Below are 18,314 nucleotides of genomic sequence, written 5' to 3'. Positions count from 1 at the left end.
GCGTCGGCCGGGGGCGGGGCGGGCACGGCCGTCCCGCCCCCGGCGGCCCGGGCCGCCGGGTCAGGCGTCGCCGTCGGCGTACGCGCGCAGCCGCGGCAGGTCCGCCACGATGATCTTGCGCCAGCCGGTGCGGACCAGGCCCCGGGAGCGCAGGTTGTTCAGCGCCCGGGCGACCGTCTCGCGGGAGGCGTCCATCCAGCTGCCCAGCTCCTCCTGCGACAGCGGCGGCGCGATCGCGATGCCGCCGTCCGGCTCGGGAGGGCCGTGCTTGGCCGACATCTCGGCCAGCTGCGCCAGCAGCCCGGCCAGACGCTGGGCGCCCTTGGCCGACACGTGCGCCTGCAGGCGGCGGTCGGCGTCGTCCTGGCGCTGCACGAGCGTGCCGCTCACCAGCCGCCACACCGCCGGATGGGCGTCGAGGAAGCCGGTGAACCGCGCCGCGGGCACCACCAGCGCCCGCACCGGGTTCAGCGCCGTCACCGTCGCCGACCGGCGCCGCGCCGCCAGCACGGCGCTCTCGCAGATCAGGTCGCCGGGGCCGCGCACGGCCAGCACGACCTCGCGGCCGTCCGGCGTCGTCGAGGTGACCTTGGCCCAGCCGCTCTCGATGATGATGATGTGGTCGGAGTCCTCGCCCTGGTAGCACAGCGGCGTTCGCGCCGAGTACGTGCGGGGACGGGCCGCGGCGCGCAGGTCCTTGCGCTGCGCGGCGGTCAGCGCGTTCCAGAAGCCGTCGCGCGGCGCGGCCGCGGCGGCGTCGGATCCCCGCGCGGCGCGCCCCGCGGCGCGCCGGGGGGTGATCGTTGGGACAGTCCGTTCGGTCACCGGCGACCCGCTTTCTCGGGTTCCCCACGGCCGCGGACCCGCGGACCGGGGACGCGGCCCACTGCGGCGGACGACCGGCGCGCGGCGTCGCCGCGGCCGCCCGCCCGGCCCTCCGGCCGCGCCGCCGGGGCCGGTCGGATCCGGACCGGACCGGAACCCGCGGCGGATGGGAGGAGTGGGGCGGTGAGACCCAGCGTCGCGGGGCCCGGTCCGTCCATGCGGGCGCCGCGCCGGCCGCGAGGACCGCTGCGGGTCCGCGCCGACGGTGCGTGCCTGGTCGTCACAGGTCCAGGAAAACCCGCCATTGATCAGGATGGTGCGCCGCCGCGCACGCGTTGTCTGTGTCATCTGACACAGAACGGCGCGCCCCGCGGCGCGAACGTCAGAAACCCGGTCAGGACCGCCGGGCCGCCGCACCGGCCGCATTCGGACGGCGCCGCGACGCCGTCGGGCGCCGTTGTCAGAACGGCCGTCAGGACGCGGCGCGGGCCGCCAGCGCGTTCAGCAGCCGGTTGACCGGCCCGCCGAGCCCCCACCGGTCGGCCAGCTCCACCACCGCGTCCGGGTCGCGCGGCCGCGACGGCAGCCGGTCGTCCAGGTCGCGCAGCTCGGCGGCGTCGATGTCGGTCACCACCCGCACCACCGTCCCGGCCGCGGCCAGGTAGGAGCGGGCGGCCTCGATCCGGCGCCGCGCCCCCGCCGGGAACCCCTCGTCGGTGCCGGCCTCCAGCGCCGCCAGGATCCCCTCGACCGACCCGAACCGGGTGACCAGGGCCGCCGCGGTCTTGTCGCCCACCCCGGGCACGCCCGGCAGCCCGTCGCTGGGGTCGCCGCGCAGCATGGCGTAGTCGGCGTAGCCGCGGCCGGGGATGCCGTACTTGGCCGCGACCTCCTTCTCGCCCATGACCTGCAGGTTGCGGATGCCGCGCGCGGTGTACAGGACCTGGATCGGGCCGCGCTCGTCCACCAGCTGGAACAGGTCGCGGTCGCCGGTGACCACGTCGACCGGCCCCCGCCGCGCGCCCCGCACCGCCAGCGTGCCGATCACGTCGTCCGCCTCGTACCCGGGCACGCCGGCGCGGGCGAGCCCGAACGCGTCCAGCACCGCGTCGATCAGCGGAAGCTGCGCCTCCAGCGCGTCCGGCGTCTGGTCGCCGCCGTCGGCGGCCACCCGGTGCGCCTTGTAGGACGGCAGCGCCGCCACCCGGAACGCCGGCCGCCAGTCGGCGTCCATGCAGCACACCAGCCGGTCCGGGGCGCGGTCCCGCACCAGGCTGGCGATCATGTCGAGCAGGCCGCGGACCGCGTTGACCGGGGTGCCGTCCGGCGCGGTGACGCTCTCCGGCACGCCGTAGAAGGCGCGGAAGTACAACGACGGCGTGTCCAGCAGCATCAGCCCGCTCATGACGCCCATCCTCCCACGCCGGGCGCCCGCCCGCGGGCCGGGCGCCGCAGGTGCGTGCGCCCCCGCCGGCGGGCATACGATGCTGACGGACCAAGGGCAGCTCACGGATATGGGGATGGATGTGACGACGGAGTTGTATCCACGGGAGCGGCTGGACCGCGTCCGGGAGGCGGCCGACCGCGCGGGCCTGGGCGCGGTGCTGCTGACGCCCGGACCGGATCTGCGGTACGTCACCGGCTACGACGCGCACCAGCTCGAACGGCTCACCTGCCTGGTCGTGCCGGCGTCGGGGGACCCGTTCCTCGTGGTGCCCCGGCTGGAGCTGCCCGCCGCGCAGGCGTCCCCGGCCGGCCGCCTGGACGTGGAGATGGTGCCCTGGGACGAGACCGACGACCCGTACGCGCTGGTCGCCTCCCGGCTGCCCCGCGGCATCGCCAAGGTCGCGGTGGCCGACCGGATGTGGGCGGTCATGGCGCTGCGGTTCCGCGCCGCCCTGCCCGGCGCCGAGCAGGTCCCCGCCGGAGGCGTCATGCGCGAGCTGCGCATGCGCAAGAGCCCCGCCGAGATCGCCGCGCTGCGCGAGGCGGGCGCCGCGATCGACCGGGTGCACCGGCGCGTCCCCGAGCTGCTCAAGCCCGGACGCACCGAACGCGAGGTGGGCCGCGACATCGCCGACGCGATCATCGCCGAGGGGCACGCCACCGTCGAGTTCGTCATCGTCGGCTCCGGGCCCAACGGCGCCAACCCGCACGCCGAGCTGTCCGACCGGGTCATCCGGCCCGGCGAGCCGATCGTCGTCGACATCGGCGGCGCCATGCCCAGCGGCTACTGCTCCGACTCCACGCGCAACTACTGCATCGGCGAGCCGCCCGCGGAGTACCGGGCCTACTACCGGGTCCTGCAGGAGGCGCAGCAGGCGGCCTGCGACGCAGTCCGCCCCGGAGTCACCCCCGAGTCGGTGGACGCCGCGGCGCGCGACATCATCGCCGCCGCCGGGTACGGCGAGCACTTCTTCCACCGCACCGGCCACGGCATCGGCCTGGAGGCGCACGAGGACCCCTACATCGTCGCGGGCAACACCGAGCCCCTTGAACCCGGCATGGCGTTCTCCGTCGAACCGGGCATCTACCCCGGGCCGCACGGCGCCCGCATCGAGGACATCGTCGTGTGCACCGACGACGGCTGCGAACGTCTGAACACCAGCCCGCGCGACCTGATCGTCGTCGACTAGCCGCCGGCCGCGGCGAGCCGCCGCACCTGGGACGAGTGGCCGCCGACGCGGAGCGAGGACCCGCGTCGGCGGCCGATCCGAAATCCGGACCGGCCGCCGTGCGGGGCGGCGCAGGTCGCCTCACGGCCCGCGCCGCGCCTCGGACGCGGTCAGTCGACGGAGCAGGCGGCTCCGTTCAGCGTGAATGCCTCCTCACGTGGGAGGGGCCGGGGCGGTCGCGTCCCGGCCGCGGACTGGAATTCACGAAGGCGCCGTACTCGCAGAGCTTTCACTGCCCCGAACCCGCCGAACATTAAGTTCCTTATTCCAGCCCGTCAAGGAATCGGAATTGTTGTGCCCTGGGGGCGCCTCCCACCTGCGGCTTTGAATGGCGAGCGATGAAAGATTTCGCGGTCGGCGGCTTGGCGCGTTCGTCCGGACGGCTGTCGTATTCAGTGTGCGGCCCGGAAGAAATTGCGGTCGGGTCGGGACGATGCGGTATCGCCGGATGTCGCATTGGCGGCCGGCGCGGTCAACCCCGATGCCGCGGCAGGACATGTCGTTCGGCGGACGAACACGCGTCCGGCCGCTCAGAGCACCGCCCCTCGCGGCGTACGTCTTCCCCAAGGCACGCCACGCGGGCCGCACCTTGTGCGACTTGCCGATGTGCTCGCGAGAATCCGGGCGCCCAAGGAGGTCAGCGACGGCACCGCCGCCAGGCGCCGGATCCGCCGGAGGTCCGGCTCGTCAAGAAAATGATCGGCACCTGTGCGGTGCCGCCGCCCCCGCCGGGTCCTTGACCGGGCAAATGAGCGATCATTTAAATCTGCCGTATGGGCCCCGTCGCCGGCGTCAGCGTCACCGACACCGCCGTGGCAGCGGACGCGCGCAAGGGCATGCCGCGCGCGCACCTCGGCTCCACGACCGAGCCGTCGGCGGCGGCGCCGCACGCGCACGCCGGCCGGGCCATGGCCGACCCGACCGCCGGCCTGTCCGGACCCTTTGACCACCGCACCCCGAAGACGGGAGAACTGACGTGAAAGTCCAGATCGACACAGGGCGCTGCCAGGGCCACGGCCGCTGCTACGAGCTGGCCCCCGACCTGTTCGGCGAGGACGAGGAGGGTTACGGGACGGTCCTCGGCGACGGCGCGGTCCCGCCGGAGAAGGAGAAGCAGGCGCGCCTGGCCGCCGCCAACTGCCCCGAACGGGCCGTCGTGCTCGCCGAGGAGGGGTGACATGGCGGGCGACGACCGCTTCGCGGTGGACGCCCGCGGGCTGCGCGACGCCCGTCCGGCGGCCACCTCCAGCGAGGTCATCACGGGCCCCGTGACGGACTGGGCCACCGACTTCTCCCACGTGGACCCCGAGTGGGCCGCCGACCCCTACCCGATCCAGGACGACCTGCGGCGGCGCTGCCCGATCGCGCACACCGAGCGGTTCGGCGGCGCCTGGCTGCCCACCCGCTACGAGGACGTCGCGGCCGTCGCCTACGACACCGAGCGGTTCACCTCGCGGGCGGTCGTCGTCAGCAACTTCCGGCCGTCCCCCGACGTGGCGCCGAGCGGCCTGACCCCGCCGATCACCTCCGACCCGCCGTTCCACCACGACGCCCGCAAACTGCTGCTGCCGCCGTTCACCAAGAGCGCGGTGAAACGGCTGGAACCCGCGACCAGGGCGTACTGCCACGCGCTCATCGACGCGATGGACGGACGCGACGTCGTCGACGCCGCGAAGGACTACGCCCAGCACATCCCCGTGCGCGTGATCGCCGACATGCTCGGCTTCCCGCCCGAGGACGGGCCGCGGTTCCGCGAGTTCGTCGAGAACGTCCTCGAAAGCGTCAACCTGTCGCCCGACGAGCGCGTCGAGCGCATGGATCCGCTGTTCGAGTACCTGCTCGAGCAGATCCACGACCACGTCGACAACCCCCGCGACGACCTGACCACCTACCTGCTCAACGCCGAGCTGGGCGGCGAGAAGCTGTCGGCGACCCACGTCTCCGGCATGATGGCGCTGCTGCTGATCGCCGGCATCGACACCACGTGGAGCGCGATCGGCGCGTCCCTGTGGCACCTGGCCAAGACGCCCGCCGACCGCGAGCGCCTGGTCGCCGAACCCGGCCTGCTGCCCACCGCGATCGAGGAGCTGCTGCGCGCCTACGCGCCGGTGACGATGGCTCGCCTCGTCCGCAAGGACATGCGCTGGCGCGGCGTGGACATGAAGGCCGACGACTGGGTCCTGCTGTCGTTCCCCGCCGCCAACCGCGACCCCGCCGTGTTCGATCGGGCCGACGAGGTCGTCATCGACCGCGAGGTCAACCGGCACGCCGCGTTCGGCCTGGGCATCCACCGCTGCGTCGGCTCCCACCTGGCCCGCATGGAGCTGCGCGTCGCCCTGGAGGTCTGGCTCGAGCGCATCCCGTCCTTCACCCTGGCGGACCCCGCCGCGGTGACCTGGTCCGTCGGCCAGGTGCGCGGACCGCGGACGGTGCCCGTCCGCGTCGGCTGACCCGGCGCCGTCCGACGCCCTGAGGGGGCCCGCGACGGCGGGCCGCCGCACACCGTGAACGCGTTGGGGCGCAGGTGCCGCCGAACCTGGCGGAGCCGGATGTCGGCGGCGCCCGCGCCCGCGAGAGTGCAGCCCGCTACTCTCCTGCGCCGATCCTCGGCGCTCCTCGGGCGGCGGCGCAACGCCGGGGTTTTCAGATGGTGACCGGAGCGCGTCGGGCACGGCCGCCGGCCGGCGGACCGGGCGGCGGACCGGCCGACACGGTCAGGCCCGTTGCCTTTCGCACCACCGCTTGAGCGACTCGGCCTCGGTGCCGAGGAGGCGCCGGATCGTCCGGCCGGCGGTCAGCGCGGCCAGCGGCGCCAGCGGTCCCGAGACCGCGAAGCTCAGCGCGACGGTGACCTCGCCGTCCTCGCCGGCGCGCACGGCGTGCCCGGCGGTGAGACGCAGCGCGCGCCCGCCCGAGCTCCAGGTGAACGACGCGCCGTCGCGCAGTTCGGTGACGACCCACACGCGCGACGGCTGGCCCGGCTGGACGACCTCGGTCCGGGCGCCGACGCGCAGGGGGCCGTCGTCCAGCCTCCGGGCGGCGGTGACCGTCGGCGTCCACTCCGGCCAGCGCTCCACCGAGGCGATCGTCTCCCACACCAGCTCGGCCGGCGCCCGCACCGTCGTCACGACCTCATGCCGCATCGCGACTCCTCAGATCCGAGATGCCAGGACCTTGAATGTACCATTTGGTTCATGAGCGACGCCAAGGCCGCCCTCCTCGACCGCGTGATCGAGCATCTGGCCGCCGAGGGGGTGGGCGACCGCAGCCTGCGGCGGATCGCGGCGGGCGCGGGGACCAGCCACCGCATGCTGATCTACCACTTCGGCTCCCGTGACGGCCTCCTCGTGGAGGTCGTCAAGGAGATGGAACGCCGTCAGCGGGAGGTGCTGGCGCGGCTGCGCGCCACGTGCCGGCGGCCGCGCGAACTCGCCCGCGCGTTCTGGCGCCACCTCAGCGACCCCGCGCTCGCCCCCTACGAACGGCTGTTCTTCGAGCTGTACGGCTTGGCGCTGACCGGGCATCCCGTGGCCGCTCCTCTGCTGGACGGGATCGTCGACTCCTGGCTGGAGGGGCTGGAGCACGTCCCCGGCGCCACGCCCGAGGAGCGCCGCGTCCGGGCCCGCATGATCCTCGCCTGCACCCGCGGCGCCCTGCTCGACCTGCTGGCCACCGGCGACCGTGAGGAGATCGACCGGATGGTCGAGGAGTTCATCGCCCTGAGCCTCCCCGAGTAGGCCGACTCCGCCCGCGGAGGGGTGGACGGCGGGCGTCCCGTCCGGTAAGTTCTTCTCACGTTGAGATATTCTCAAGCTGAGATCGATTGGGGGTGCCGGTCCATGGCCGCGTTGGGGGAGGAGGGCGAGCGGGAGTTCCTGGAGCGCTACGACCCGCGGGCCTACGACCCGGTGGCGGTGACCGTCGACGTGGTCGCGCTGACGATCCGCGACGGCGCGCTCCACGTGCTGCTCGTCCGCCGCGGGGAGGCGCCGTACGCGGGCATGTGGGCGCTGCCCGGCGGATTCGTGCGCGGCGTCCGCGACGCCGAGGACCTGCCCGAGGCGGCGGTGCGGGAGCTGGCCGAGGAGACCGGGCTCGAGGCCGGAGAGGGCCCGCTGGAGCGCATCCACCTGGAGCAGCTCGCCACGTACGGCGCGCCCGGCCGCGACCCTCGCATGCGCGTCATCTCGGTCGCGTACCTGGTGTTCGCCCCCGAACTGCCCGACCCCCGGGCGGGAGGGGACGCGGCCGACGCGGCGTGGACGCCGGTGGACGCGCTCGGCCTCACCGAGACCGGAGAACAGCGGCCGGGCACCACCCGCAAGCTCGCCTTCGACCACGCGCGGATCCTGGCCGACGGGCTGGAGCGGGCGCGCTCGAAACTGGAGTACACCCCGCTGGCGACGGCGTTCTGCCCGCCCGAGTTCACCATCCCCGAACTGCGCGCCGTGTACGAGGCGGTGTGGGGCGAGGAACTGCACGCGGGCAACTTCCACCGCAAGGTCCTGTCCGTGCCCGGGTTCGTGGAGAGCACGGGCGGCACCTCGGACAAGGCCGGTCGGCGCGGCGGCCCGCGCCCCAAGCTCTACCGGGCCGGCGACGCCCGCCTGCTGCACCCCGCGCTGCTGCGGCCCAGCCGGGAGGAGCAGGTCCGGTGACGGCGCCCGACCTCGACCAGGCCCTGGCGCTGCTCGACCGCGCCCGCACCCCCGCCGACGTGTTCGGCGATGACGCGGCCGAGGCCGCCCGCGTCTACCGGCGTCTGGCCCGCGTGGTCCACCCCGACGTCAACGGCGGCCGCACGAAGGACGCGTTCACCCGCCTGAACGCGCTGTGGCGCCGCTACCGGGGGGGCGACTCCCACACGATCACCACGCGGAGGCACCGCTACCGGCTCGCGGGCCGCGCGGCCCGCGGCGACCTGGCCGATCTGTACGACGCCGAGCACGAAGACGGCGGTGTGCTCGTGAAGATGCCGCGGGACCCCCGCGACAGCGACCTGATCGAGCGGGAGGCGGTGGCGCTGCGGCGGCTCTCCGAGGACGGCGACCCGCGGTTCCTGCCGTACGTGCCGCGCCTGGTCGAGTCGTTCCGGCATCGTGACGCGGGCACGGGCGCGGAGCGCAGGGTCAACGCCCTGTCCAAGTTCGACGGCTTCTACAACCTGGCCGAGGTGCGCGCCGCCTACCCCGAAGGGGTGGACCCGCGCGACGCGGCGTGGATGTGGCGGCGGCTGCTGGTCGCGCTCGGCTTCGCACACCGGGCGGGCGTGGTGCACGGCGCGGTGCTGCCCGAGCACGTGCTCATCCACCCCGAGCTGCACGGGCTGGTGCTCGTCGACTGGTGCTATTCGGTGTCCGTCGGCGACCCCGACGGTTTCGACGGACACGTGCCCGCGATGGTGGATCGCTACGCCGACTGGTATCCGCCGGAGGTCCCCGCGCGACGGAGACCGGGCCCCGCCACCGACATCCACATGGCCACCGGATGCATGACCCATCTGATGGGCGACAGGGCGCCCGAACTGATGCGGCGGTTCGCCAGGGGCTGCCGGCTGCCCGCTTGGCAACGCCGTCCCGGCGACGCCTGGCGGCTGCTGGCCGAGCTCGACGAGCTGCTGGAACGCCTGTACGGGCCGCGCCGGTTCCGCCCGTTCACGATGCCCGCCGCCCGATGAGGCCCTGACAAGACCCCGACCGGTCCCCGACGAGACCCGGACGAAGGAGGAGTTCCGATGGGAAGCGGACGCTGGTCCACCGACGTGTACGCCGCCGCGGCCGACTACCGCAGGGCCACGGGCGCCAGCGCGTTCGCCTACAGCGACGGCGGCGCCACCACCGTCCACCCCGACCTCGACCCGCACGGCGTCACCGTCCGGGAGAGCCGCGACTCCGACGAGCACCCCGAGTCCCTGGCGATCGCGGTCCTGTTCGACGTGACCGGCTCGATGGGCACGGTGCCCCGGACGCTGCAGACGCGGCTGCCCGACCTGATGGGCCTGCTGCTGCGCAAGGGGTACGTCGCGCATCCGCAGATCCTGTTCGGCGCGGTCGGCGACGCCACCTGCGACCGGGCGCCGCTGCAGATCGGCCAGTTCGAGTCCGACAACCGGATGGACGACGACCTCGGCAAGATTTTGCTGGAGGGCGGGGGCGGCGGCCAGATGACCGAGTCCTACGAGCTGGCCATGTACTTCATGGCGCGGCACACCTCGATCGACTGCCTGGAACGGCGCGGCAAGCGCGGCTACCTGTTCATGATCGGCGACGAGCTGGCGTACCCGAAGGTCAAGCGCGCCGAGGTCGCCGAGGTGATCGGGGCGGACCCCGGGCGGGACGTGCCGGTCGCCGAGATCCTCGGCGAGCTGCGCGGCAAATACGACGTCTACTTCATCATCCCCGAGGGCGGCTACCACTCCGGCGACGCCCGGCTGCGGGACTTCTGGCGGGGGCTGCTCGGCCAGAACGTCCTCTACCTGGACGACCTGGACGCGGTCTGCGAGACGATCGCGCTGACGGTCGGACTCGGCGAGGGCGCCATCGACCTGGCGGAGGGCCTGGCGCACCTGGACGAGGTCGGCTCCACCGCGGGCCCCTCGGTGTCGCGCGCCCTGGCCCGCCTCGACGCCTCCCGCGCCCCGGCCGCGGTGTCGTCCGCGCCCGCCGACCTGGGCTCCGGCCCGTCGCGCCACACCCGCCTGTGACCCGGAGGGACGGCGGCCGATGGGGCACGTGATCGTGGTGGACCTCGGGTTCGGGGACGCGGGCAAGGGCACCGTGGTGGACCGGCTCTGCGCACGGGGGCCGGAGCCGGTCCACGCGGTGGTGCGGTTCAACGGGGGAGCGCAGGCGGCGCACAACGTCGTCGCCCCCGACGGGCGGCACCACACCTTCGCCCAGTTCGGCTCGGGGACCTTCACACCGGGCGTGCGGACGCACCTGTCGCGGTTCATGATGGTCGACCCGCTCGCGCTCGCCGCCGAGGCCGCCCATCTGCGGTCCCTGGGCGTCGCGGACGCGCTCGACCGGCTCACCGTCGACGAGGACGCGCTGCTCACCACGCCCTACCACCGGGCCGCGAACCGGGCGCGGGAGACCGCCCGCGGCGCGGCCCGGCACGGCTCCTGCGGGGTGGGCGTCGGCGAGACCGCCGCGTACGCGCTGGCCCACGACGACGCGCCCCGCGCGGGCGACTGCCTGTCGCCCGCGCGGCTGCGCCGCCGCCTGGCCGCGCTGCGCGACTGGTACCGCGCGGAATTCCCCGACGGCGAACCGGTGCCCGACGTCGCGGAGTGCGCGGACGCGTTCACCGCGTTCGGCGAGCGCGTCCGCATCGTCGGCGGCGAGCACCTGCACCGGCTCGTGCGCACCGGCGACGTCGTGTTCGAAGGCGCCCAAGGGGTGCTGCTGGACGAGTGGCACGGCTTCCACCCCTACACCACCTGGTCCACGACCACGTTCGCGAACGCCGAGACGCTGCTCGCCGAGGCAGGCGGTGAGCGGGCGGTCCGGCTGGGGGTGCTGCGGGCGTACGCGACGCGGCACGGCCCGGGCCCGTTCGTCACCGAGGACCCCGTGCTGACCGCCGAACTGCCCGAACCCCACAACGGGACGGGACGGTGGCAGGGGCCGTTCCGCGTCGGACATCTGGACGCGGTGGCGCTCCGGTACGCCGTCGAGGTCGCCGGCGGCGTGGACGCGCTCGCCGTCACGCACCTGGACGTCGCGCGCGCCCGCGGCGATCTGCGGTACTGCCACGCGTACGAGATCGGCGGCCGACGGGTGCGGCGCCTGCCGGCGGGCCCGCCGGGCGATCTGCGCCGCCAGGCGGCGCTCACCGAACGGCTGATGGCCGCCCGTCCCGTCTACGCGGACCTGACCGACGCCGTGGCGGTGATCGAGGAGACGCTGGCCGCGCCCGTCGTGCTGTGCTCCTACGGCCCCACCGCCGACGACAAGGAGGAGCGCGGCCCCTGGGCCCGTCGCCGCGGCCCGGGCCGGTCCGTCGCCCCGGCCGCGCCCATGTGTCCACAACCGGCCGTTATGTGATCTTGATATCGAGTCCGTGAAGGACCGTTGACGGATCGCGATCCCTGTGCCGGACTGATCATCATGGGACAGCTACACGTCAGTGACGAGTTCGACGCGTTGATGGAGCGGCTCGACGGCATCGCGCCCGTGCTCGAGGCGAACGCCGACGAGAACGAGGAGCTCGGCCGGCTCAACGACGAGACCGCCAAGGCCCTGCGCGACAGCGACGCGTTCCTCGTCGGGATACCGCGCGACCTGGGAGGGTACGAGTTCTCGCCGCGCCAGGTGATCGAGACGATCGCCAAGATCTCCTACGCCGACGCCTCGGCGGGCTGGTCGTTCATGGCGCTGCAGATGGTCACCGGCACCACCGCGGCGTATCTCGGGAGGGAGGCGGCCGACGAGCTGTTCCCGGACGTGCGCGGCGGGCGGTACGCGCTCATCGCCGGCCAGGGCACCAAGCTGGGCACGGCGGTCAAGGTCGACGGCGGCTACCGGATCACCGGGCACTGGCACTTCGCGTCCGGCATCTCCATGGCCAGCCACATCCACACGGCCGCCTTGTGCGAGGAGACCGGCGAGGCGCTGATCTTCACGTTCCCGGTCGAGCGGGCGAGGCTGGTGGACAACTGGGACGTGATGGGGCTGCGCGCCACCTGCAGCATCGACTACGTGTGCGAGGACCTGTTCGTCCCGGACGCGTACGTCTACCAGATCGCCACGATGGAGCCGCGCAACGGCGGCGCCATCTACCGGCTGGGGCTGGCCAACATGTCCGGCATCTGCCACACCGGGTGGGCGCTCGGCGTCGGCAGGCGGATGCTGGACGAGATGCGGGCGCTGGCGGCCAAGAAGACCGGCCTGCCGAACGCGTCGGTGGACACCGACCACTTCTACGCGGCGTACGCGGAGGCGGAGGCGAAGCTGCGGGCCGCCCACGCGTTCGCCATGCAGGTGTGGGCGGACAACGAGGCGACGCTGGACCGCGGCGAGCACCTGACGACCGAGCAGGAGACGCTGACGCGGCTGATGCTCAACCACACCACCTGGTCCGTGCAGGCGGTGGGCCAGACCGTCTACAAGTGGGCGGCCACCGCCGCGCTGCGCCGCGGCGTCCTGCAGCGCTTCTTCCGGGACCTGCACGCCGGCACCCAGCACGTCACCTCGGGGCCGGTCGTCCTGCAGAGGTGCGGCAAGTGGCTCGCCGGGCTCGCGCCCGACGCCGAGTGGGTCTTCCTCGACCTGCGGGAGAAGCGTTGATCACCGGGCAGGGCGACGGCGGCCGGCTCGCGTCGGCGCCCTGACCCGGCATCCGGTTCCTGATCCGGCCGGCTCGGCGTCGACGAGGCCGACCGGCGCCGGCACTCCCGTCCCGGTCCGCGCGGCGCGACCGCGGCCCGCGAACGGGACGGGAGTGCGGCCCCGGGGCCCGGCGCGGCGGCGCCGGGCGGCCGCGGTCACTTCTGGACGGCGATCCGCTTGATCTCCGGCTTGGCGGTCTTGGGCAGCGGCACGCGGACGGTGAGGATGCCCTTGTCGTAGGACGCCTTGACCGCGTCGTAGTCGGTGTCCGGCGGCAGGGTGAAGGAGCGGGTGAAGGTCCCGTAGCGGAATTCCGACCGGTGCGCTTCCTTCTTCTCCTCGTGCCGTTCGGCGTGGATGCGCAGGACGCCGTTCCCGGCCGTGATCTCCACGTCCCTGTCGGGGTCGATGCCGGGCAGCTCGCACCGGATGACGTGCTCGTCGCCCTCGATGTAGTCCTCGACGCGCATGGTCTGCCCCATGCCGGACCGCAACGCGGGGAACGGGGACTCCAGCCAGTCGAACAGGTCGGGGAACAGGCTGCGCGGCTCCAAGTGCTCCAGTGCGCCCATGACGTCTCCTTCAGGTCGGCGTGTCGCGACCGCCCGCCGGAGGCAGCCGGTACCGGGGCGGCCGCTCTCGGTCTTCGGCTGGACTCGGTCGACTGTTCTGGGCGGATGTCCCGCGGCGACCGTCGAGCGGTCGCCCGGAAGGGACGTCCCGAGGGGCGGTCCGGCCCGCGGGCGGACGCCTCTCCGAACAGGAGAAGACCTGTGAGGCGCTCTCCCTGCGCCGGCATTGTCCGGATCAGGTTCAAGGGGTCGCCGTACCGCTGGACGCGTTCCGGCCTCTCAGCTTTCCCCGTGATCCTCCTCCGGATTTCTCCTTCGAAGAACCTCGGGTCCGGCTCCCTCGCTCGTCTCACAGGCCTACAGCCACTATCACTCGGTCGAAGTCACGAAACTAGGGGTATTTGCCGCTTTTTACGGCTTTGAGCGATCTTCTTTGCCCGGCCCTGAGGCGACGCCCGCTGCGGATTTCACGGACGACGGTGTACATGAAGCCGCCCGGACTGCCGCCGCCCCGGACCGCGACCGCCGCCGGGCACGGGCGGCGGGGCGGAGCTGTGCCCGGACGCGACCGAAATTAGACGTGACGCAGAGGTAGCCCTCGCGTACGCCGGGTAGGCGATCGGCGATCCGGCCCGGCGGCGCACCAGGGGAGGCGAGCGGTGGCGGACGGCGGCGAGGCGCGTGGCCTGCTCCACCCCTTCCTGCTGCTGCTGATCTGCGAGCAGCCGGGGCACGGGTACGAGCTCATCGACCGGCTCGCCTGCCTGGGGGTCCGCGGGGTGGAGCCCGGCCACGCCTACCGGGTGCTGCGCAACCTGGAGCGCGACCGGCTGGTCGTCTCCACCTGGGTCACGTCCGACGCGGGACCGGCCCGCCGCCGCTACGAGCTGACCCGCGAAGGGCGCGCGGACCTGGAGTCGTGGATGGCCCGCCTGTCGCGGCTGCGCGAGGTGCTCGACGCCTGCCTGGTCCGGTGGAGCAAGGCGGGCGGGCCGCGGCCCGGGTCGCCGAACGGGCGATACGGCTCGTACACGGTCTCGTGAACGGGAGAGGAGGCATCGCATGGCCGAGGGACGGCCGGCGGCGCCGGCGGTGCGGGACGCGTTCGAGCGCCGCGCCGAACCCGGCCGGGCGCTCGCCGGCCAGGCGGGGGACGTGGCCCGCGCGTGCCGCGACATGGCGGGACGGTTCCGCGACGGCGGCAAGCTGATCGTCTTCGGGAGCGGCGGCGCGTCGACCGACGCCCAGCACATCGCCGTCGAGTTCGTCCACCCGGTGATCGTGGGCAAGCGCGCGCTGCCCGCCGTCTCCCTGACCGACGACGCCGCGGCCCTGACCGGCATCGCCGCGGCCGAGGGGCTCGACGCGGTGTTCGCCGCGCAGCTGGACCTGCTGGGCGGCCCGCGGGACATCGCGCTCGGCGTGTCCGGCGACGGCCGGTGCCCGGCCGTGCTGCGCGGACTGGAGACGGCCCGGCGGCTCGGCATGCTCACCGTCGCGCTGACCGGCGCCGACGGCGGGGAGCTCGCGCGCCGCGCCGCCGCCGACCACGTGCTGCTCGCCGGGTCCGACGACCCCTGCGTGGTGAAGGAGATGCACGTCACCCTGTACCACCTGCTCTGGGAGCTGGTGCACGTGTTCCTGGAGCACCCGGACGCGCCGGAGCCCGACGATGCCCGCTGACCGCGACGAGCCGCGCCGCCGCGCCGAACCGGTCTGCCATGACGACGTCTGCGTGACCTGCTCCGACAGCGCCGTCCCCGTCCGGATCCGCGAGCTGAAGGGCGACGGCCTCGCCGTCGTCGACACCGACGCGGGCCCGGAGGAGATCAGCGTGGCGCTGGTGGACGCCGCTCCGGGGGACGTCGTCCTCGTCCACGCCAAGGAGGCCATCGCCGTCGTGAAGGACACGCCATGACCGCACCGGACCACGCGGGCGACGCCGCCGACATGGAGACGCTGTACCCGTTCCTCTACGCGGGCGGAACCCGCGCCGACGCCCTCCTGGAGGACGCCCGGCGCTCGGCCGAGGCGAAGGCGGCCGAGATCGCCGCGCTGCGGGCCGACCTCGCCGACCGGCACGGCGAGGCGCTGCGGCGCTGCGCGCGGCGGATGGCGGAGGCGTTCCGGGCGGGCGGCAGGCTGCTGACGTTCGGCAACGGCGGCAGCAGCACCGACGCCCAGGCCGTCGCGCGCCTGTTCGCGGGCCCGCCGCCGCCCGCGCCGCCCCTGCCCGCGATCTCCCTGCCGCACGACGTCGCCACGCTGACGGCGCTGTCCAACGACGTCGGGTTCGAGGTGGTGTTCGCGCGGCGGCTCGCCGCCCTGGGGCGGCCCGGCGACATCGCGCTGGGCCTGTCGACCAGCGGCGGCTCGCGCAACCTGCTGCGCGCCTTCGACGAGGCCGCCCGCCGCGGCATGGTGACGGTCGGGTTCGCCGGCTACGACGGCGGCGCGATGGCCGAGGCCGGGACCGTCGACCACCTGTTCGTCGTGCCGTCGTCGTCGGTGCACCGCATCCAGGAGGCGCAGACGACCGTCTACCACGTCCTGTGGGAGCTGACCGTGCGGGCGCTGGAAGGGGCGCCGTGACGTCGGCGAACGGGGCGGGGCCCCGGGCGCGGATCCGGATCCGCGTCGAAGGCCTCGTGCAGGGCGTCGGGTTCCGGCCGTTCGTCCACGAGCTGGCGGACGAGCACGGCGTCGCCGGGTTCGTGGGCAACGACTCGGCCGGCGTGTTCGCCGAGGCCGAGGCCGCCCCGCAGGCGCTGGCGCGGTTCGTCGCCGACCTGGAGCGGCGGGCGCCGCCCCTGGCGCTGGTCGAACGGGTCGTCACCGAGGCGCGGCGGCCGCTCGGGGAGCGCGGGTTCCGCATCGTGCCGAGCGTCGACGGCGCCGACCGGGAGGCGCTCGTGCCGCCCGACGCGGCGACCTGCGCGGCGTGCGTGGCGGAGATCTTCGATCCGTCGGCGCGCCGCTACCGCTACGCGTTCACCAACTGCACGAACTGCGGGCCGCGGTTCACGATCGTCACCGACGTCCCCTACGACCGGTGCAACACCACCATGGCCGCGTTCGCGATGTGCCGGGACTGCGCGGCCGAGTACCGGGACCCGGGCGACCGGCGCTTCCACGCGCAGCCGGTGTGCTGCCCCGCCTGCGGGCCCGTCCTGCGGCTGCTCGGCCGGGACGGCCGGGCGGTCCGGTCCGACCCCGTCGACACCGCGGCGCGCTGGCTGCTGCGCGGCCGGATCCTGGCGGTGAAAGGGCTCGGCGGGTACCACTTGGCCGCGCTCGCCGACCACGAGGGAGCGGTGGCGGACCTGCGCGCCCGCAAACGCCGCGCGGACAAGCCCTTCGCGCTGATGGTCCCGGACCTGGCCGCCGCCCGCGCCCTCGTCCACGTCGACCCCGCGGCGCAGCGGCTGCTGACCGGCGCCCGCGCCCCGATCGTGCTGCTGCCGCGCCGGTCCGGGGCCCGCGTGGCCGCCGCCGTGGCCCCCGGCGCCCGCCACCTCGGGATCATGCTGCCCTACACGCCGCTGCACCATCTGCTGCTGCGGCGGCTCGCCCGCCCGATCGTGCTGACGAGCGGGAACGTCTCCGACGAGCCGATCGTGCACCGCGACGACGACGCCGTGGCGAGGCTGTCGGGCATCGCCGACGGCTTCCTCGCGCACGACCGGCCGATCCGCGTCCGCGCCGACGACTCGGTGGTCCGGGTGTTCCGCGGCCGGACGCTGCCGGTGCGCCGCTCCCGCGGGTACGCGCCGTCGCCGGTGACCGTCCGCCGCCGGTTCCCGCGGCCGCTGCTGGCCTGCGGCGCCGAGCTGAAGAACACCTTCTGCCTGGCCAAGGGCGACCGCGCGTTCCTGTCCCCCCACATCGGGGACCTGGAGGACTACGCGACGCTGCGGTCCTACATCGAGGGCGTCGCGCACTACCGCCGGCTGTTCGGCGTCCGGCCGGAGGTGGTGGCGCACGACCGGCACCCGGAGTACCTGTCGACCAAGTACGCGCTGGAGCAGGCCGACGCCGAACCGGTCGCGGTGCAGCACCACCACGCGCACATCGCCTCCTGCCTGGCCGACAACGGCGCGTGCGGCCCCGTGATCGGCGTGGCGTTCGACGGGCTCGGGTACGGCGACGACGGCGTCCTGTGGGGCGGCGAGCTGCTGGTCGCCGACCTGGCGGGCTACGAGCGGGCCGGGCACCTGGAGGCGGTGCCCATGCCCGGCGGGGCGAAGGCGATCCGCGAACCGTGGCGCATGGCGGCGGCCTACCTGGACGCCCTCTACGGCGACGACCCGCCGGACCTGGACGTGGTGCGGCGCAACCGCGAGCGCTGGGCGGCCGTCACCCGCATGGCGCGCACGGGGACGAACGCCCCCCTCACCACGAGCGCGGGCCGGCTGTTCGACGCGGTGGCGGCCGTCGCGGGGGTGCGCGACTCGGTCACGTACGAGGGGCAGGCCGCCGTGGAACTCGAGCAGCGGGTGCACCTGGGGGAGCACGGCGCGTACCGGGCGGGCCTGACCGAAGGCCCCGAGCTGGTCGTCTCGGGCAAGGACCTGGTGCGGGCGGCGGTCGAGGACCTGGCGGCGGGCGCGGAGGTCGGCCGGGTCGCCGCCCGCTTCCACAACGGCCTGGCCCGCGCCGTCGTGGACGCCGCCGAGGTGCTGCGCTCGCGGACCGGCCTCGGGACGGTCGCCCTGTCGGGCGGGGTCTTCCAGAACGTGGTGCTGCTGGAGCGGGTGGTGTCCGGGCTGGAAGAGGCCGGGTTCGCGGTGCTCGTCCACTCGCGCGTGCCTCCCAACGACGGGGGCGTCTCCCTCGGCCAGGCCGTCGTGGCCGCCGCCCGGGACCGCGGCTCGGCGCCGTGAGAGCGCCGCCGCCCGCCGGGCGCGGCG

The 18,314-nt window shown here is 74.4% G+C and carries 19 protein-coding genes; 15 read left to right on the top strand and 4 right to left on the bottom strand.

Annotated features, from left to right (window positions below):
- Positions 1 to 60 precede the first annotated feature (60 nt).
- A complete protein-coding gene (locus AR3_RS29455) occupies positions 61 to 825 on the bottom strand; it encodes a Crp/Fnr family transcriptional regulator (protein WP_227023163.1) in 765 nt (254 codons plus the stop codon).
- A 472-nt stretch (positions 826 to 1,297) separates the two neighbouring features.
- Entirely contained in the window at positions 1,298 to 2,230 is a 933-nt protein-coding gene (locus AR3_RS09415; RefSeq protein ID WP_083951183.1) for a 5'-3' exonuclease, read from the bottom strand.
- A 115-nt stretch (positions 2,231 to 2,345) separates the two neighbouring features.
- Here AR3_RS09415 and AR3_RS09410 point away from each other — a divergent pair, with 115 nt between their 5' ends.
- The 4 genes from AR3_RS09410 to AR3_RS09395 all read left to right on the top strand — a co-directional run bounded on the left by AR3_RS09410 (position 2,346) and on the right by AR3_RS09395 (position 5,950).
- Complete coding sequence (locus AR3_RS09410; RefSeq protein WP_067911650.1) at positions 2,346 to 3,461, top strand: M24 family metallopeptidase; 1,116 nt, start codon at positions 2,346 to 2,348, stop codon at positions 3,459 to 3,461.
- 812 nt (positions 3,462 to 4,273) lie between these two features.
- Positions 4,274 to 4,480: a hypothetical protein gene (locus AR3_RS09405; protein WP_067911647.1), complete on the top strand. Its 207-nt coding sequence runs from the start codon at positions 4,274 to 4,276 to the stop codon at positions 4,478 to 4,480.
- Complete coding sequence (locus AR3_RS09400; protein ID WP_067911644.1) at positions 4,477 to 4,677, top strand: ferredoxin; 201 nt, start codon at positions 4,477 to 4,479, stop codon at positions 4,675 to 4,677. Before AR3_RS09405 ends, AR3_RS09400 begins: the two co-directional genes overlap by 4 nt.
- Position 4,678: 1 nt before the next feature.
- Positions 4,679 to 5,950 carry a cytochrome P450 gene (locus AR3_RS09395; RefSeq protein ID WP_083951179.1) on the top strand — a complete coding sequence of 424 codons (1,272 nt, stop codon included), beginning with the start codon at positions 4,679 to 4,681 and terminating at the stop codon, positions 5,948 to 5,950.
- Between the two features lie 264 nt (positions 5,951 to 6,214).
- Here AR3_RS09395 and AR3_RS09390 read toward each other — a convergent pair whose 3' ends face one another.
- Positions 6,215 to 6,643, bottom strand: a complete 429-nt coding sequence (locus AR3_RS09390) for an SRPBCC family protein (RefSeq protein ID WP_067911642.1) — start codon at positions 6,641 to 6,643, stop codon at positions 6,215 to 6,217.
- 51 nt (positions 6,644 to 6,694) lie between these two features.
- On the opposite strand from AR3_RS09390, the gene AR3_RS09385 reads away from it, so the two are divergent.
- The 6 genes from AR3_RS09385 (at position 6,695) to AR3_RS09360 (ending at position 12,790) form a co-directional block, all read left to right on the top strand.
- Positions 6,695 to 7,237 (top strand): TetR/AcrR family transcriptional regulator, encoded by a 543-nt coding sequence (locus AR3_RS09385; RefSeq protein WP_067911639.1) that lies wholly within the window; start codon positions 6,695 to 6,697, stop codon positions 7,235 to 7,237.
- 102 nt (positions 7,238 to 7,339) lie between these two features.
- Positions 7,340 to 8,158, top strand: a complete 819-nt coding sequence (locus AR3_RS09380; RefSeq protein ID WP_067911636.1) for an NUDIX hydrolase — start codon at positions 7,340 to 7,342, stop codon at positions 8,156 to 8,158.
- The gene (locus AR3_RS09375) at positions 8,155 to 9,177 is read left to right on the top strand and encodes a molecular chaperone DnaJ (protein ID WP_067911633.1); all 1,023 of its coding nucleotides are present in this window, start codon (positions 8,155 to 8,157) and stop codon (positions 9,175 to 9,177) included. The genes AR3_RS09380 and AR3_RS09375 overlap by 4 nt, the downstream gene beginning before the upstream one ends.
- A 57-nt stretch (positions 9,178 to 9,234) precedes the next feature.
- On the top strand, positions 9,235 to 10,203 hold the full coding sequence (locus AR3_RS09370) for a hypothetical protein (RefSeq protein ID WP_067911630.1): 969 nt from the start codon (positions 9,235 to 9,237) through the stop codon (positions 10,201 to 10,203).
- A gap of 19 nt (positions 10,204 to 10,222) precedes the next feature.
- On the top strand, positions 10,223 to 11,548 hold the full coding sequence (locus tag AR3_RS09365; protein ID WP_083951177.1) for an adenylosuccinate synthetase: 1,326 nt from the start codon (positions 10,223 to 10,225) through the stop codon (positions 11,546 to 11,548).
- A gap of 63 nt (positions 11,549 to 11,611) precedes the next feature.
- On the top strand, positions 11,612 to 12,790 hold the full coding sequence (locus AR3_RS09360; RefSeq protein WP_067911627.1) for an acyl-CoA dehydrogenase family protein: 1,179 nt from the start codon (positions 11,612 to 11,614) through the stop codon (positions 12,788 to 12,790).
- Between the two features lie 197 nt (positions 12,791 to 12,987).
- Here AR3_RS09360 and AR3_RS09355 read toward each other — a convergent pair whose 3' ends face one another.
- A complete protein-coding gene (locus AR3_RS09355; protein ID WP_067911624.1) occupies positions 12,988 to 13,404 on the bottom strand; it encodes an Hsp20/alpha crystallin family protein in 417 nt (138 codons plus the stop codon).
- A 659-nt stretch (positions 13,405 to 14,063) separates the two neighbouring features.
- Here AR3_RS09355 and AR3_RS09350 point away from each other — a divergent pair.
- Genes AR3_RS09350 through hypF form a run of 5 tightly spaced genes read left to right on the top strand, consistent with a single transcriptional unit; the run spans position 14,064 to position 18,287 of the window.
- Positions 14,064 to 14,447, top strand: a complete 384-nt coding sequence (locus AR3_RS09350; RefSeq protein WP_067911621.1) for a helix-turn-helix transcriptional regulator — start codon at positions 14,064 to 14,066, stop codon at positions 14,445 to 14,447.
- Positions 14,448 to 14,466: 19 nt separating this feature from the next.
- Positions 14,467 to 15,087 (top strand): D-sedoheptulose-7-phosphate isomerase, encoded by a 621-nt coding sequence (locus AR3_RS09345; protein ID WP_067911618.1) that lies wholly within the window; start codon positions 14,467 to 14,469, stop codon positions 15,085 to 15,087.
- Positions 15,077 to 15,322: a HypC/HybG/HupF family hydrogenase formation chaperone gene (locus tag AR3_RS09340; RefSeq protein ID WP_067911611.1), complete on the top strand. Its 246-nt coding sequence runs from the start codon at positions 15,077 to 15,079 to the stop codon at positions 15,320 to 15,322. Before AR3_RS09345 ends, AR3_RS09340 begins: the two co-directional genes overlap by 11 nt.
- The gene (locus AR3_RS09335) at positions 15,319 to 15,996 is read left to right on the top strand and encodes a D-sedoheptulose-7-phosphate isomerase (RefSeq protein ID WP_067911608.1); all 678 of its coding nucleotides are present in this window, start codon (positions 15,319 to 15,321) and stop codon (positions 15,994 to 15,996) included. The genes AR3_RS09340 and AR3_RS09335 overlap by 4 nt, the downstream gene beginning before the upstream one ends.
- Positions 15,993 to 18,287 (top strand): carbamoyltransferase HypF, encoded by a 2,295-nt coding sequence (gene hypF / locus AR3_RS09330; protein ID WP_217998504.1) that lies wholly within the window; start codon positions 15,993 to 15,995, stop codon positions 18,285 to 18,287. The genes AR3_RS09335 and hypF overlap by 4 nt, the downstream gene beginning before the upstream one ends.
- Positions 18,288 to 18,314 lie beyond the last annotated feature (27 nt).

Origin of the sequence: Actinomadura rubrobrunea NBRC 15275 (genome assembly GCF_001552235.1) — a bacterium.
In the GTDB taxonomy this organism is placed as follows: domain Bacteria; phylum Actinomycetota; class Actinomycetes; order Streptosporangiales; family Streptosporangiaceae; genus Spirillospora; species Spirillospora viridilutea.
Note: the sequence above shows the minus strand (reverse complement) of the source record. Positions and strands in the feature narration are given on the sequence as shown.